The 13,665-nt window shown below is 68.3% G+C and carries 17 protein-coding genes and 1 tRNA gene; 7 read left to right on the top strand and 11 right to left on the bottom strand.

Going from position 1 to position 13,665, the window contains the following annotated elements; all coding sequences use genetic code 11:
- The first annotated feature begins 27 nt into the window (after positions 1–27).
- The 3 genes from EP28_RS07295 (at position 28) to EP28_RS07305 (ending at position 934) form a co-directional block, all read left to right on the top strand.
- Positions 28–519: a GNAT family N-acetyltransferase gene (locus EP28_RS07295; protein WP_049983330.1), complete on the top strand. Its 492-nt coding sequence runs from the start codon at positions 28–30 to the stop codon at positions 517–519.
- 23 nt (positions 520–542) lie between these two features.
- A tRNA-Thr gene (locus tag EP28_RS07300) sits at positions 543–616 on the top strand.
- A gap of 138 nt (positions 617–754) precedes the next feature.
- Positions 755–934, top strand: a complete 180-nt coding sequence (locus EP28_RS07305; protein ID WP_049983331.1) for a hypothetical protein — start codon at positions 755–757, stop codon at positions 932–934.
- 39 nt (positions 935–973) lie between these two features.
- Here the strand turns inward: EP28_RS07305 and EP28_RS07310 are convergent, their stop codons facing one another.
- The 3 genes from EP28_RS07310 to EP28_RS07320 all read right to left on the bottom strand — a co-directional run bounded on the left by EP28_RS07310 (position 974) and on the right by EP28_RS07320 (position 2,482).
- Positions 974–1,675 (bottom strand): helix-turn-helix domain-containing protein, encoded by a 702-nt coding sequence (locus tag EP28_RS07310; RefSeq protein WP_049983332.1) that lies wholly within the window; start codon positions 1,673–1,675, stop codon positions 974–976.
- A 127-nt stretch (positions 1,676–1,802) separates the two neighbouring features.
- Positions 1,803–2,081 (bottom strand): DUF7521 family protein, encoded by a 279-nt coding sequence (locus EP28_RS07315; protein ID WP_049983333.1) that lies wholly within the window; start codon positions 2,079–2,081, stop codon positions 1,803–1,805.
- Positions 2,078–2,482: an ArsR/SmtB family transcription factor gene (locus EP28_RS07320; RefSeq protein ID WP_049983334.1), complete on the bottom strand. Its 405-nt coding sequence runs from the start codon at positions 2,480–2,482 to the stop codon at positions 2,078–2,080. Before EP28_RS07320 ends, EP28_RS07315 begins: the two co-directional genes overlap by 4 nt.
- 108 nt (positions 2,483–2,590) lie before the next feature.
- On the opposite strand from EP28_RS07320, the gene EP28_RS07325 reads away from it, so the two are divergent.
- The 3 genes from EP28_RS07325 (at position 2,591) to EP28_RS07335 (ending at position 5,567) form a co-directional block, all read left to right on the top strand.
- The gene (locus tag EP28_RS07325) at positions 2,591–4,225 is read left to right on the top strand and encodes a potassium channel family protein (RefSeq protein WP_049983335.1); all 1,635 of its coding nucleotides are present in this window, start codon (positions 2,591–2,593) and stop codon (positions 4,223–4,225) included.
- Positions 4,226–4,357: 132 nt separating this feature from the next.
- Positions 4,358–4,729, top strand: a complete 372-nt coding sequence (locus EP28_RS07330) for a 30S ribosomal protein S8e (protein WP_049983336.1) — start codon at positions 4,358–4,360, stop codon at positions 4,727–4,729.
- Between the two features lie 67 nt (positions 4,730–4,796).
- Positions 4,797–5,567, top strand: coding sequence for a ribonuclease HII (locus EP28_RS07335; protein WP_049983337.1), 771 nt, complete (start codon positions 4,797–4,799; stop codon positions 5,565–5,567).
- 20 nt (positions 5,568–5,587) lie between these two features.
- Here EP28_RS07335 and EP28_RS07340 read toward each other — a convergent pair whose 3' ends face one another.
- The 7 genes from EP28_RS07340 to EP28_RS07370 all read right to left on the bottom strand — a co-directional run bounded on the left by EP28_RS07340 (position 5,588) and on the right by EP28_RS07370 (position 11,632).
- Complete coding sequence (locus tag EP28_RS07340; protein ID WP_049983338.1) at positions 5,588–6,061, bottom strand: hypothetical protein; 474 nt, start codon at positions 6,059–6,061, stop codon at positions 5,588–5,590.
- Between the two features lie 109 nt (positions 6,062–6,170).
- Positions 6,171–6,875 (bottom strand): TMEM165/GDT1 family protein, encoded by a 705-nt coding sequence (locus EP28_RS07345; protein WP_049983339.1) that lies wholly within the window; start codon positions 6,873–6,875, stop codon positions 6,171–6,173.
- Positions 6,872–7,576 carry a metal-dependent transcriptional regulator gene (locus EP28_RS07350; protein WP_049983340.1) on the bottom strand — a complete coding sequence of 235 codons (705 nt, stop codon included), beginning with the start codon at positions 7,574–7,576 and terminating at the stop codon, positions 6,872–6,874. The genes EP28_RS07345 and EP28_RS07350 overlap by 4 nt, the downstream gene beginning before the upstream one ends.
- Before the next feature lie 290 nt (positions 7,577–7,866).
- Positions 7,867–9,480 carry a preprotein translocase subunit SecD gene (locus tag EP28_RS07355; protein WP_049983341.1) on the bottom strand — a complete coding sequence of 538 codons (1,614 nt, stop codon included), beginning with the start codon at positions 9,478–9,480 and terminating at the stop codon, positions 7,867–7,869.
- Positions 9,480–10,361, bottom strand: a complete 882-nt coding sequence (gene secF, locus EP28_RS07360; protein ID WP_049983342.1) for a protein translocase subunit SecF — start codon at positions 10,359–10,361, stop codon at positions 9,480–9,482. Before secF ends, EP28_RS07355 begins: the two co-directional genes overlap by 1 nt.
- Before the next feature lie 101 nt (positions 10,362–10,462).
- Entirely contained in the window at positions 10,463–11,017 is a 555-nt protein-coding gene (locus EP28_RS07365) for a DUF5812 family protein (RefSeq protein WP_230455269.1), read from the bottom strand.
- Between the two features lie 60 nt (positions 11,018–11,077).
- Positions 11,078–11,632: a DUF8056 family protein gene (locus EP28_RS07370; protein WP_049983343.1), complete on the bottom strand. Its 555-nt coding sequence runs from the start codon at positions 11,630–11,632 to the stop codon at positions 11,078–11,080.
- 165 nt (positions 11,633–11,797) lie between these two features.
- On the opposite strand from EP28_RS07370, the gene EP28_RS07375 reads away from it, so the two are divergent.
- The gene (locus tag EP28_RS07375; RefSeq protein ID WP_049983344.1) at positions 11,798–12,436 is read left to right on the top strand and encodes an undecaprenyl diphosphate synthase family protein; all 639 of its coding nucleotides are present in this window, start codon (positions 11,798–11,800) and stop codon (positions 12,434–12,436) included.
- 60 nt (positions 12,437–12,496) lie between these two features.
- On the opposite strand, the gene EP28_RS07380 is transcribed toward EP28_RS07375, so the two are convergent.
- Complete coding sequence (locus tag EP28_RS07380) at positions 12,497–13,663, bottom strand: inorganic phosphate transporter (RefSeq protein ID WP_049983345.1); 1,167 nt, start codon at positions 13,661–13,663, stop codon at positions 12,497–12,499.
- Positions 13,664–13,665 lie beyond the last annotated feature (2 nt).

Below are 13,665 nucleotides of genomic sequence, written 5' to 3' on the forward strand. Positions count from 1 at the left end.
AACACGCGTCGCGCCGAACCACGGGTGATGCCCGAAAGCGATCGGGTCCGGGTCGACCCCGCGACTACCGACGACGTCGACGCGGTGACCGACCTCTGGGTCGCACTCGCCGCGGGACAGCGCCGCTACGGTGCGACACTGCGCGCGGAGGCGAACCGAGGGGCGGTCCGGGAGTGGGTCGCGCGCGCCGCGGTCACCGAAGAGTTGCTCGTCGCTCGCGTCGGGGAGGAGGTCGTCGGGTTCGTCGGCTTCGAGCTCGACCGGAACGGGTACGAGCGCGACCGAACGCGGGGGACGGTGAGTAACCTGTTCGTCGTTCCCGAGCGGCGCGACGAGGGGATCGGAACCGAACTGCTGGACGCGGCCGAGGAGGCGCTGCGCGAGGCGGGCGCGGACGCGGTCGCGCTTGAGGCGCTCGCGGCCAACGACCGCGCCCGCGAGTTCTACGCGGATCGGGGCTACGAACCGCACCGCGTCGAGCTGACGAAACCGCTCGCCGAAAGCGACACGCACTCATAGGTGGACCGAGTACGCCAGCCTGCGCCAGGGGAGCATGGGTGGTTCATGCACTCGACTTGTAATCGAGACTTCCGGGGTTCAACTCCCTGCCCTGGCTTCGTACGATTCGTTCAGTACCCCTGCTAACGTGGCGTTTGCACCTGAGACAACCAGTGGCGGGCCTGTCTACTCGCGGAATACCGATCACCCCCGACAGAGACACTACATTTATGCAGATGCATAGTGACGGTGTACCATGGCACACAGCCCAGAGAACGTCAAGGAGTTCGTGTGCGAGAACTGCCAAGTGACCCACGCCGGGACGCCCACACAGATCGCTCCCGGCGAACACGAGTTCGAAGCGCCGGAGGCCTGCGGCGCGTGCGGTGGGAGCGACCTCGTACCGACCGAAGAGTGGGTCCACCACCACGAGTGACGGGGCGGGGACCCGCTCGTCGGTCGCTCCGAGCGTGGCTCAAAGCGCCTGCAGGTCGGCCAGACACGCGTCGAGGTCTTTCGTGGACGTCGCGAGAGAGAACTGGTCGACCCGCGCGAGGTCGGCCGCGTGCTCCCAGAGTTCGCTGTCCTCGATACCGTGAAGGATGACCGCGTTGGGCGTGGGGCTCACGACTCGCATGGCGACGAGCGGTGACTCGCCGCGGGTGACCCCTGTGAAAACCAGCGCGCGGTTGGTGGATTGGCCGTACAGCCGGTAGAACTCCTCGCTCGACAGCCGCGTTATCGCCTCGATCGAGTTGATGACCGTGTGGCCGTTCACGTGGTCTTGATCGCCGCGCACGACCTCCGTAGCCCCCATCGCGTCGTAAAACGCCTCGAGCGACACGGCCGTCGAGTACTCGCGGAGGTCGTGGACGATGTCGCTCTCGAAGCCCGCCGAGAGCACGCGAGCGTACTGGCGGAGCCGCCCGCCGCCGCGCTGTTCGTCGATGTCGAGGAGGCCGTCGACGGTGCGCCGCACGACGCCGATGCCGGGGCTCTCGCGGCGGCCGCTCTCGTAGTCGGAGATCACGGAAGAGGAGACGTCGAGCTGGTCTGCGAGTTCGGTCTGTGAGACGTCGAAGTCGGTCCGCCACTTCCGGAGCGTCGCCCCGGGATCGTCGCTGAGCGTTATTTCGCCGGCGATCCGACGGGAGAGCTCTTCGCGTGCGTCGCTCATTGGTTCGTCGGACGGTCGAGCGGCGCAAAAGACTACCGAAACGGGGGATTCCGTGGCCGTCGCGTCCGACGGCGGAGACAGCGAACCGGCGACACAACCCGTCAACGAACGAGCCGCCACACCGACCTCACTCCACGTACAGCGAGTAGACGATGACCCCGAATCCGATCGCCGTCAGCAGGCTGTTGACAGCGATCCCGACGGCGAGGTCGGCTCCGATTATCTGGTGGGACACCCCGCCGACGAGCGCGCCGACGGTGACGGTCCCGAATCCGATACCGAGTGCGCGAAGCGACCGGTCGCCGGTCCGCCCGTACGCGCGGAGGGCGTAGTAGGTGATGCTGCCACCGAGCACGAGGATGGCGGTCTTTGCGACGATGATGAGCAGGTCGATATACGTAGTCATGTTTCCTCGCGTAGCTCCGACCACAGGTCGGCCAGGCGTTCATCTCGGGTGCGCTCCGGGCGCGTGAACGACACGTCGAACTCGCGGCGCTCCGGGTCGCCGTCGTCGTCTGGATTCGCCGAGACGGCGACCGTCACGGACTCGAAGGCCACCGAATACCGCGTCGTGTGTTGTCCGTCACGGCGGATGTCGGTCGACTCTTCGAGGAGCGAGGCCTCGGTGAGCTGTTCGAGCTTGCGGTAGGTCGTCGACAGCGGGATGTCGCACTCCTCGGAGAGTTCGCTCGCGGTCTTCGGCTCGGAAAGTGCCGTGACGATCCGCCGCGCGGCGTCGTCGGCCAGCGCGTCGAGCACCTCGTCGACCGACGGAGGAGCCCGCTCGCGCGGCGGGTTCCGCACCATGTGCCTCCATCGACGCCCGCGAATCTTAAACCCTCGACGTTCGGCCGCGGACGCGGGGCGGGAACGCACACGTCCCGTTTTAGTGGGTGGGTTCCGTACGGCGATTCGATGGACTCGTGGAAGCGGCGCGTCGTCGGGTACTCCGCGTTCGTCGTTGCCGTCCTGATCGCCAACGCCTTCGCCTACCGGTGGGGGATGCGGGTGTACGAGAACGACCCGCGCACGCTCGTCGAGTCGCTTCGGTTCTCGGTCGAGATGTTCACAACGACCGGCTTCGGCGGCGACGCCCCATGGGAGAGCCAACAGCTGAACGCGTACATCGCCGTGATGGATCTGGTCGGGATGGTGCTCCTCATCGGCGCGTTGCCCGTCGTCGTGACCCCGCTCCTCCAAGAGGCGTTCTCGACGACGGTCCCCCGCGCGGTCGACGACGGCCTCACGGACCACGTCGTGGTCTGTGCCGACACCACACGGTCTGACGCGCTGCTCACTGAGTTCGCCTCGGGGTCGATCCCGTACGTCGTCGTCGAGCCCGACTCCGACCGCGCGGTGGCGCTGTACGAAGACGATCACGACGTGATCCGCGCCGACCCCGAGTCAACCGACGGGCTGCAGCGCGCGAACCTGACGAGCGCTCGGGCGCTCGTCACCGACGTGTCAGATCAGGTCGACGCGAGCATCGTGCTCGCCGCCAAGGAGATCTCGTCCGACATTCGCGTCATCAGCGTCGTCGAGAACCCCGACCGCGAGCGGTACCACCGGCTCGCCGGCGTGGACGAAGTGCTCTCCCCGCGCTCGCTACTCGGCGAGAGCCTCGCCGCGAAGGTGACGACCGCGGTGCATACAGACCTCGATGAGGCGGTCCCGATCGGGGATTCGCTTCGGCTCGCGGAGGTGTCTATCCACCACGGGAGCGGGCTCGCCGGGACGACGCTCACCAACAGCGGCATCGGCGCGCGAACCGGCGTCAACGTGATCGGAGCGTGGTTCAACGGGGAGTTCGAGGCCGCGCCGACGCCGGACGCGACGCTGTCGGCGGGGACCGTGCTCTTGGTCTCCGGACGCGAGGACCAACTCGAACGGCTCGTCGACATGAGCAACTCCTCGACCCGTCGGTTCGGTGCCGGCGAGACGGTCGTCGTCGGCTACGGACAGGTTGGGCGCGCGGTCACGGCAGTCCTGACCGACGCCGGCATTCCGGTGACGGTCGTCGACGAGAGTGACGCAGAGGGCGTCGACGTGGTCGGTGACGCGACCGATCCGGAGACGCTCTCCGCTGCCGGTATTGAGGACGCACAAACGGCCGTGCTCGCGCTTCCCGACGACACGGTGGCGGAGTTCACGACGCTCGTCGCCCGCGATCTGGCACCGAACGTCGAGATCCTCGCGCGGGTCGAAGAGAGCGAAAGCGTCCCGAAGATGCACCGCGCTGGTGCCGACTACGTGCTCGCGCTCGCGACGGTGACCGGGCGGCTGTGTGCGTCACGCGTCCTCGACGACCGTGACGTGCTCTCGCTCGACACCCATGTCGAGGTGATCCAGAGCGCGGCACCGCGGCTGGCCGGGAAGACCGTCGCCGAGGCGGACGTTCGCGAGACGACCGGGTGCAGCGTCATCGCGATCGAGCGGGACGACGAGACGATCACCGACATCGGACCCGACACGCGCTTCGTCGCCGGCGACGAGGTCGTCGTGGTCGGCACCGACGACGGGATTCGCGCGTTCGAGCAGCAGTTCGCGTGACGACGGCCGGTTCGCGTGACGACAGATGGTTTGCGTGACGACGGCCGGTTCGTGCCGCGTCGGCGGCGAGACAGGCCGTATAGCCCGGTGCGAGTCGAACGGTTCAAGTATTCGCTGGCTGTTCGTCTCTGTATGAAAGACCAAGGACGCTCCACGCGCAAGCGCACGGGCGGACGACTCAAGCACGCCGCGAACAAGAAGCGCCACCAGCTCGGCCGCGAGCCCGCCGAGACGACCGTCGGTGAGACCCGGGTCCAGTACATCGACTCCCGCGGCACCGAGACGAAGGTCCGCGCGCTCTCGACGAACGTCGCGCAGGTCGCCGACGACGGTGCGGTCAGCGAGGCCACGATCGAAAACGTCGTCGAGAACCCCTCGAACGTCAACTACGCCCGCCGGAACATCGTCACGAAGGGCGCTATCATCGAGACGTCCGCCGGCCGCGCCCGCGTCACCTCCCGTCCCGGCCAGACCGGACAGGTCAACGCCGTCCTCGTCGAGTAGCTACCCCCGTCGGACGCGCTCGACCGCTTTCTGAACGTATTTATTCTTCAGCGACGACCACCGACGCGTGTATCTCGGCGTCGACGAGGCCGGCAAGGGACCCGTGCTCGGACCGATGGTGGCCGCGGCGGTACTCGCGGATCCGGCGCACCTGCCGGCGGACGTGGACGACTCGAAGCGCCTCTCGTCCGACCGGCGCGAAGCGATAGACGCCGGGCTCGCGGCACTCGATACGGTCGCGATCGGCGTCGCGTTCGTCGAGCCGGACGAGATCGACCGCCCAGACACTGATATGAACACGCTCACCGTGCGCGCCCAAGCGCGAGCGACACGAACCGCCCTCTCGGGAGCCGTCGCGGCCGACTGCGACGAGCCGATCCGCGTCGTCGCCGACGCGGGCGACACCAGCGAGGAGCGGTTCGCGCGGCGGCTGCGCGAGTTCGTCGACGGGGACGGCGGTGCGGGCGACGGTGGTACAGACGACGACGGTGCGGGCGACGGCGGCGCGGACCGGACGGACGCGATCCCAGAAGCCGGTGCGGCGCTGCCGTCCGTCGATGTCACCGCCGCACACGGAGCCGACGCGGACGACCCCGTCGTCGGCGCTGCGAGCGTCGTCGCGAAGGTGTCCCGCGACGAACGAATGGCCGCGATCGATGCCGAGTACACCGAGTACGCCGACCTCGGCAGCGGCTATCCGAGCGACCCGACGACCCGGTCGTTCCTCCGCGAGTACGTGGCCGACACCGGCGACGTCCCCGACTGTGCCCGCCGGTCGTGGGCGACCTGTGACGACCTGCTCGCCGCCGCCGAGCAGTCGGCGTTAGACGAGTTCTGACGGCGACGTAAGCCGCCGCGCTACAGGAGGAATCCCTTGAACGCGTTGATCACCGCCCACTTTATCTGCTCGACCGTCTGGCCGTCCTCCCCGGTGATGACGATGTCGTCGTTAGCGACCGCGTCGCGGAACGCGCGAGCCGGGTTGTCGGCCGCGGTGAGACGTTCTATCGTCTTACGGTCGGTGGTTATCTTCCGGACCGCGTCGTCGTCGGCGCTCTCGGAGAGGTCCGTGATGCGGTTCCGGTCGTCTATCGTCATCGAGTACGTGATCACGGAGTCACCGTCCTCGATGTAGATGTTGCTCGTCCCGGCGATGCTGACCGGACCGAGGTCGACGCTGTCGGCGTGTTCGTTGTACGTCGGGACCATCTCCTCCAGCGCCTCGTACAGGTCCGCGTCGCCACCGGAAGGCTGTGCGACCGCGCCACCGGTGACGGCACCGACGGCTACCACCGCGACGACGAGAACGGTCAGAGTGCGTGTGCGCCTCATTCCAGGAGGGAGGCGACGCAAGTATATAATATACTGCACCGGGCTGGGCGGACCGGGACGGCCGCGAACGCTGACCGAGCGAAACCGCGCTTGCCGACCGCGTACCGATTCAGAACAGCCCGGACGCGAGCCCGCCGACCGTGCCGACGAACGCCTCCCAGACCGAAAATCCGGTGGCCATCGAGAGCACGGTGTCGGCACCGAAGAAGGTGAAGAGCAGCGCGGATCCGAAGTGCGCGAGTCGCATGTCGAACCGGCCGGCGAAGGTCGAGAACAGGTACGCGTTCGCGAGGCTCACCGGGATGATGGCGAGCATCTCGCCGGCCCAGATCGCCGACGTCGCGCCGTACTGCACCGCGAGCCCGATCGTGACAAGCTGCGTCTTGTCGCCGAACTCACCGGTCGCGGTAAGAAGGAAGATGGGAAAGAAGCCGCCGAGCGACTCCGAGTAGCGGTCGAGGCTTCCCGGTAGCGAGAGGTCGTCGAACGCGGCGAGTCCGCCGTCGGTCCGCTCTGCGTCCCCGAACCCGGAGTTGCGGACGGGCGCGGACCGATACAGGAGGACCGCGAAGGCAAAGAACAGCACCGCGGTCACCGCGTCGAGCGCGAGCGGTGGCAACGCGGCCTGAAGCGCCCGACCGAACGCGATCTCGACGGCGGTCCAGCCAGCGAACGCCGACCCCGCGGCCGCGACGACGACCTTCGGGTCGTATCGCGTCGCGAGCCCGGCGATCATCAACTGGACCTTCTCGCCCGGAAGCACCGCGAGCTGTGCGGCGAAGGCGACCACGACGATCTCCGCGTACCCCGTCATGCGCCTCCCGCCTCCACGCCGTCGTCGGCTCCGGCGGCCTCCGGCGGCCGCGCGACGTGAACGCGCTCGGCGACCGCCTCGGGCAGGTCGTGTTCGGCCTCGTCTTCGGTCCTGACCGTCACCATCCCGAACGACGTGACGTCGACGACGTCGACGGTCGTCTCCGGTGTGATGCCCGCGTCGAAGAGGAACTCCAGAACGTCTCGGTCGCGGTCGCTCACCCGGGTGACCGTCGCCCGCGATCCCGGTTCGAGCGAGGCGAGCACCGCGGTCCCGGACGTCTCGGGCGTAGACAGGTCTGCGGGCGGGATCGGATCGCCGTGGGGGTCAGCGGTCGGGTAATCGAGCGTGCGCTCCACCCGGCGGGTGAACTCCTCGCTGACGTGGTGTTCGAGCGCGTCGGCCTCGTCGTGGACCTCGCTCGGCTCGTATCCCAGCTGTTCGGAGAGGAACGCCTCGATGAGCCGGTGGCGGCGGACGACTTCGAGCGCGGCGACCTCGCCTGCCGGCGTGAGTTCCGCGCCCGCGTACTTCTCGCGGGTGAGGAGACCGCGGTCCGAGAGCGTTCCGAGCATGCTCGTGACGGTCGCCGGGGCCTTCCCGAGCGCCTCCGCGATCGCCGAGGTGGAGACGGGCGGTCCCGTCCGGGACTCGATCCGGTGGATCGCCTTGAGATAGTCTTCGACGGTGTCGGTCGGCATACTCGGTTTAGACTGGTCTAAACTAATAGTTTGTCGGTTGGGCACTCATAATCGTGGGTGATCGATTCTCGTCGGGGACACTCCGGCGATCGGACACAGCACGGCGGGGTCTCCGACGGCGCAGTGACCTCACGGGAGCAGGGAGAGCCGGCCGCGAACAGCGCGACAGTGAGTCGACCACGGACGGCGGAGGGGAGGACGCGAAACAGCGAAGCCAACAAAAATCGGTCAGCGGTCGATCCGGACCGACGGGAGCGGGTGTGCGGTGCGGGCGCGTCCCGAACGGGACCTCACCGGATCGTGAGCAGCCGACGGAGGATGTCGCCGTAGGCAGGGCGGGTGATCAACACGCCGATCAGCACGCCGAGGATGGTGAAGATCGCGAACCCGGAGAGGTCGCCGAGCGAGAGCACCATGAGCGGCGACATCGCGACGATGGTCGTCGCGGCGGCCGCTCCGATGACCCAGAACGCGCGGCGGAACCGAGAGTCGAACACCGTCCGAGAGTTCACCTCGCCCTCGCTCATCACCTCGTCTGCGATGATCACGAGGTCGTCGACGCCGGTCCCGACCACGGCGATGAACCCGGCTATCACCGCGAGTTCGAGCGGGTAGCTCAGGAGCGCTGCGAACCCGAGGAGCGCGTACACCTCGGCGAGCGCCGTCACGATCATCGGGAGCGCCACCGCGGGCTCGCGGTAGCGGAGGAACACCATGCCCGCGACCGCGAACACCGCGAGGATACCGGTCACGAGCGAGTAGTTCTTGTAGCTTTCACCCTGCGCGGCCGAGATGGTGCTCGACGTGCCCTGTCCGCTGATGTCCAACTCGGCGGGCAGCGCACCGGCGCGCAGGTTGACGGAGATGGTCTCCGCGGTCGCGAAGTCGCCGGTCGTCAGCTGGAAGCTCCCCGTGTCTGCCCACGCGCCGTTCGCCATGCTGGCGGCGAGGTCCGGATCCATCCCGAAGGAGTTGACGACTTCATCGTCGACGGTGAGGAGGAGACACGGGTTCCGATCCCCGTTTACCGCCTCGATCTCGCCGGTCTCCGAGTTGTACCCGCACCGGTCGGCCTCCGTCTGATACGCCGACTGGAACCCGCGGTCGGTGACCGCCTGCTGGAACACCGCCGCCGGCGACTGCTCGCCGCCTGCCGCGGTGTTCCGGACCGTGACCGGCACGTACGACTGCGTCGTCCTCTCCCGCTGCGTGGCCGTGCCGATGTTCTCGAAGTCGTCTTGGATCAACACCGCTTCTTGGACCGCGGTGCCGTTGTCGGTCGGGTAGGCGATGTCGATCTGGACCGTCCCTCGCTCTTGGAGAAGCGAGACGACGTCCTCTCGACCCTCGCCGGGCACTTCGACGAGCATGAAGTGCCGTCCGGTTATCGACTGGACCTGCTGGACGCTCCCGCCAGACAGGCCCGCCTCGTTGATCTTACCTTGGATGATCTCTTGGGCGAGATCCCGCGTCTCAGCGGTCACGCCCGGCCGCACATCCTCGTACGCGTACCCCGCCGCGTCCATCGCCGCGCGGAACTGGTCTTCGCTCACGGAGGCGTCCGTGACCTCGATCTGCCGCGCGTCGTCTTCGACGTACGTGCCGACGTTGCGAGCGCCGGTGTCGTCGAGCTCCGCGGCGACGGCCTCCTCGGCGGTCACGGGGTCGTCACCGGCGAAGTCGACGCCGGTCGCGGTGTAGCCGAGGAGCGGGGCGCGGACGCGCGTCCCGCCGGCCAGATCGAGCCCGTACTGGAGGTTCGTGATCCCCTGGTCGACCTCGCTCGCGTTCTCGCCCGGCGCGGTCTGCGGGCCGAACTGGGGCGCGAACAGCGCCACGGTCGCGCCGAGCACGACGACGACCAAGAGCAGGATGCGCCAGTTCTTCTTGACCGGTTCGAGCATTAGCGGCTCACCCCCTCGAACTTGTACCAGCGGAGCAGCGAGACGTTGAGCAGGTACGTGTTCATCAGGTCGGCACAGAGCCCGACCGCGAGGATGATCCCGATGTTACGGAGGAGGTCGACGCCGAAGGCGGCCGCGACGACCGCCATGACGATCATCGCCGCCATCGACGTGAGCGTCATCGTCACCCCGGTCCGCATCGCGCGGCTCACCGACTCATAGAAGTCGCCGGTTCGTCGCAACACGGAGTTGTTCAACAGGATGTCCGAGTCGACGCTGTAGCCGATGATCATGAGAAGCGCCGCGATCGTGCCGAGCGTCATCTGGATCCCGAGCAGGTTCATCACCGCGATGGGGATCACGAGGTCGGAGAACGCGGAGGCGACGACCGCGATGGAGGGGACGAACGTCCGGAACAGCGCGAACACGAGCACGCTCATTCCGAGGAACGCGAGCGCGACGCCGAAGACGGCGGTGCGTGCGGTGTCGCTGGCGAAGCTCGGCGAGACCTGGTCGACCGCCTCGGTCGAGAGCCCGGCCTCGTCGGCCTGCGTCGAGAGGTCGTTCGCGAGCCCCTCGGGGTCGTCGTCGGCCGCGCGGAAGGTGACGACGTACACGTCGTCGGCGGGAATCGACCGGACCGAGTCCGGCTGTCGCTCGAATGCGGTTTCGATCTGCTGTTCCACGTCGCCGCCGTCGTCGGCTATCCGGAGCTCCACGCCGCCCGTGAACTCCAACCCGAGGTCCGCCGGCGCGCCGGTGGCGAGATACCACCCGCCGATGATCGCGAGCGCGAGAACGAGGACCGCGAGCGGGACCGCCACGAGCTGCCGGTTTGAGTACTCGGTGTAGTTTATCTCCGGTACCTCGATCGCTACCATGGTAATCGGTTCCCGCGCGGGTTTGAATAAGCCTTCTCACTCGGACGCGCGCGAGCGGCGTCGTCCGGGCAGCTCACTCCGTCGGCGACGGTTCCCCGGGCTCACGGCAGGTATCGCACGCTGACGACGCCGGGCTCCGACCGGATCTCGACGCGGTTCACGCCCAACCGGGCCGCCCGCGCGAGCGTCCCTTCACGGTCCGCGAGCACGTCGTCGACCGCGTCCCGCGTGTCCGCGTCGGGCGGCGTCAGCACATGGACCTCCCCGACGCCGGCGCGCGGCTCGCGAGCCAGTTCGCCGGTCTGGGTCTCCGCCGCGAGGTCGCGCTCGTGAACCGTCGGCGGCTCCTCACTCTCCGCTATCGAGAGGCTCCGCCGCTCTTCCACCTCGACCACCTGATATGTTACCTCCATCGGGGGGTCCGGCGCGACGGTCGCCTCGACCGCGTCGGCCTCGTCGAGTCCAGGGTTCGAACTCAGTGTGTGGACCTGTCCGTCGTGAACGTCTTTTAACACCGCCGAGTCGGCCTCGACGTGGGTGACGAGGAACGTGCTCTCCTTGCCGGCGACCGCGTCGGAGTCGCCGTCGCTATCCCGCTCGCGATCCGGTTCGTCTGTGGAGGCCGGCTCGTCGCCGCGGCCCGCTTCGTCGGTCATTACACAGGCGTACGGCGCCGAGACCCTTCGGGGTTTCGAGCCGCGACGGCGGGGCGGGTGCTACTCCGCGGCGGAGTCGGTCTCGCTGGCGTCGTCGGCCGCCGAGTCCCCGGCGACGCGGAGTCGGAAGTGGAGTGCGAACACGAGGGCGGCGGCCGCGACCGGCGGGACGACCGCCGCCGGTCGCGGCAGCGCGTAGAGCGCGCCCAACACGACCGACTCCGTCGGCTCGCGCAGGTCGGCCGGCGCGGAGATTATCATCCCGACGTACAGCGAGGCCAGAAAGCAGAACCCGCCGTACGCGAGCTTCCGGTCGTAGTCGTCGCGGACCGGATCGCCCCGCCGGTGTCGGCGCGCGACGAAAAGCAGCGGAGCGAGGAGCGGCGCGACCGCTGCGAAGCCGGCGACCACGAACAGCGACCGCGTGAACAGGAACGTCCCGCTCTCGACGCCGACGGTCTCGCCCATCCAGACGACGAGTCCGAGCGTGACGACAAGCGCGATGAACCCGGCCGACAGCGCCCCGACGACGCCGTACAGTCGCATGGTCCACGACTCGGTGTGCCGGATCGCGTAGGGGATCGCGCCGAACACGCCGCGATAGCTATCTGCCATCGCGCACGCTACGAGCGACGGCGAATTAAACCCCTCGTCGTCCGCGCGGCACGCCCGCTCCGTGCGATCGCCGCGCTGTCGGGCGTCCGCGTCGCCGCACCGTCAAGTGCCCGCGTCGGCGTCGGACGCCGACGATTTATACCCGACCGACGGGATCGGTTCGACGTGGGACTGTACGACAGCTACCTCGCGCTCCGTCACCGCCTCCACGACGGCGACCCCCCCTCACACGTCGCGGTCGTCATCACCGAGCGCGATCTCCTCGCCGACGGCGCGTTCGACACCCTCGCCGACGCGCTCCGGTGGGCGTTCGAATACGGCGCGGCGCGTGTCACCGTCTCCGTCTCCGTCCTCGACGAGGCCGTCGTCCCCGCGCTCACGCGCGAGCTTCGCCGGCTCGACACCCCCGAGCCCCTCGTCGTTCGGGGGCCGGCGGACGCCGACCGCGACGGCTCGGACGCACCGCGTTCGGACGCCGAAGACGCCCCGATCCGCGTGACGGTGGGACTCGGAGGAAAAGCCGAGTTCGCGGGCGCGGTCCGAGAGCTGGCACGGGACGTCGCCGACGGCACCGTGGACCCGGAGGAGATCGACGCCGACGACGTCTCGGACCGGCTCGTGTTCCCCGAAGAGCCCGATCTCGTCATCAAAACGGGCGCGGAGCGGCTCTCCGACTTCGCGATCTGGCAATCGGTGTACGCGGAGCTGTATTTCACCGACGTGAACTGGCGTGACTTCAGGCGGCGCGACTACCTCCGGGCGGTCCTCGATTACCAGAATCGACAGCGGCGGTTCGGTCGGTAGGCCCGAACCGAGAGTCGGCGGCTCCGATGCGACGCGCGCGTTCCTCGGCGTCCGACGCGGCTACCAGACGAACCGGAAGAGCAGCGTGAACGTCACGAGCGCGCCGACCGTCGAGAGGAGCGGCACGACGTTCTGCATCAGGACGACGCGGGCGCTCGTGGTGGGGTTGAAGAGATCCGCCGCGGAGGGGATGTTCGACGGATCGCCCTCACCGATTTCGGTCGTCTCGTCTGCGGCGAGCGCGCCAACGGAGACCGTCGGTTCCTTCTCGCCGCGTATCCCCTGTCGGACGGTGACGGTCCGCGTCGCGCGCCCCCAACCGAGTCCGACGATCGACATCGTCGCGATGATCACGAACGACGCCGGGATTCCGACTGCAGAGAGGGTGATGACGATCCCGGAAGAGACGCAGGCGACGACGATCGCCGCGGTCAGGGGCAGGTCTGTGATGTCGTTTCCGAGCGTGTCGAGCGTCCGCCGGGCGATCGTGAACGCGCCGACCGCGACCGCGACGCTCCCGAGGAGGATCATCGGCTCCATCTCGACGCCGTCGAGCGCGACGAGCGGCGCGATGGCGTTCGCGATGTTCGACGTGCCCGAGGAGAAGGCCATGAGACAGCCGATGGCGATGACGACCGCGCCGCCGACGAGTTCGCGCCGAGTCGTGTTCGGCCCGGGGACGGGCCGCGGAACCGCGCCGGAGCGGTCGAACTCGAACAGCGCGCCCTCGGTGCTCTCGATCGCGACCCACTTGTCTATCGCCGGGTAGAAGTACCGGCCGACGACGCCGGAGACCCAAAATCCGATGATCGGGGCGACGATCCACCAGATCGCGATCTCGCCCATCACCGCCAGATCAAGCGTCCCGGTCGCCAGCCCGAGCCCGGCGATCGCTCCGACCGCCGTCATCGACGTCGACGCCGGGACGCCGGCGAAGTTCCCGATGAACAGCGCGCCGCCGATGAAAAACAGGACGACAATGCTCGTCTCCAGCGTGAAGACGTTCGCGCCCGTCACGAGATCTTCGCCGAGCGTCGTCACGACGCGCTGTCCGAGCGTCCCAGCACCGACGAAGAAGAACACCGACATTAACGCGGCCGCGCCGGCCTTCGAGATCACGTTTGCGCCGACTGCCGGCCCGAACGCCGGCCCCGTCGTCGCTCCGCCGATGTTGTACCCGACGAACGCCGCGACCACCAATCCGACGAGAAGCAGAACCTCGACCATAT

The sequence above is a fragment of the Halorubrum sp. BV1 genome (assembly GCF_000746205.1).
Classification (GTDB): domain Archaea; phylum Halobacteriota; class Halobacteria; order Halobacteriales; family Haloferacaceae; genus Halorubrum.

Excerpts from the sequence above, each read along its gene's own strand:
- EP28_RS07295 (WP_049983330.1), top strand. The coding sequence starts at position 28 with ATGCCCGAAAGCGATCGGGTCCGGGTCGACCCCGCGACTACCGACGAC.
- EP28_RS07305 (WP_049983331.1), top strand. The coding sequence starts at position 755 with ATGGCACACAGCCCAGAGAACGTCAAGGAGTTCGTGTGCGAGAACTGC.
- EP28_RS07310 (WP_049983332.1), bottom strand. The coding sequence starts at position 1,675 with ATGAGCGACGCACGCGAAGAGCTCTCCCGTCGGATCGCCGGCGAAATA.
- EP28_RS07315 (WP_049983333.1), bottom strand. The coding sequence starts at position 2,081 with ATGACTACGTATATCGACCTGCTCATCATCGTCGCAAAGACCGCCATC.
- EP28_RS07320 (WP_049983334.1), bottom strand. The coding sequence starts at position 2,482 with ATGGTGCGGAACCCGCCGCGCGAGCGGGCTCCTCCGTCGGTCGACGAG.
- EP28_RS07325 (WP_049983335.1), top strand. The coding sequence starts at position 2,591 with ATGGACTCGTGGAAGCGGCGCGTCGTCGGGTACTCCGCGTTCGTCGTT.
- EP28_RS07330 (WP_049983336.1), top strand. The coding sequence starts at position 4,358 with ATGAAAGACCAAGGACGCTCCACGCGCAAGCGCACGGGCGGACGACTC.
- EP28_RS07340 (WP_049983338.1), bottom strand. The coding sequence starts at position 6,061 with ATGAGGCGCACACGCACTCTGACCGTTCTCGTCGTCGCGGTGGTAGCC.
- EP28_RS07345 (WP_049983339.1), bottom strand. The coding sequence starts at position 6,875 with ATGACGGGGTACGCGGAGATCGTCGTGGTCGCCTTCGCCGCACAGCTC.
- EP28_RS07350 (WP_049983340.1), bottom strand. The coding sequence starts at position 7,576 with ATGCCGACCGACACCGTCGAAGACTATCTCAAGGCGATCCACCGGATC.
- EP28_RS07355 (WP_049983341.1), bottom strand. The coding sequence starts at position 9,480 with ATGCTCGAACCGGTCAAGAAGAACTGGCGCATCCTGCTCTTGGTCGTC.
- secF (WP_049983342.1), bottom strand. The coding sequence starts at position 10,361 with ATGGTAGCGATCGAGGTACCGGAGATAAACTACACCGAGTACTCAAAC.
- EP28_RS07365 (WP_230455269.1), bottom strand. The coding sequence starts at position 11,017 with ATGACCGACGAAGCGGGCCGCGGCGACGAGCCGGCCTCCACAGACGAA.
- EP28_RS07370 (WP_049983343.1), bottom strand. The coding sequence starts at position 11,632 with ATGGCAGATAGCTATCGCGGCGTGTTCGGCGCGATCCCCTACGCGATC.
- EP28_RS07380 (WP_049983345.1), bottom strand. The coding sequence starts at position 13,663 with ATGGTCGAGGTTCTGCTTCTCGTCGGATTGGTGGTCGCGGCGTTCGTC.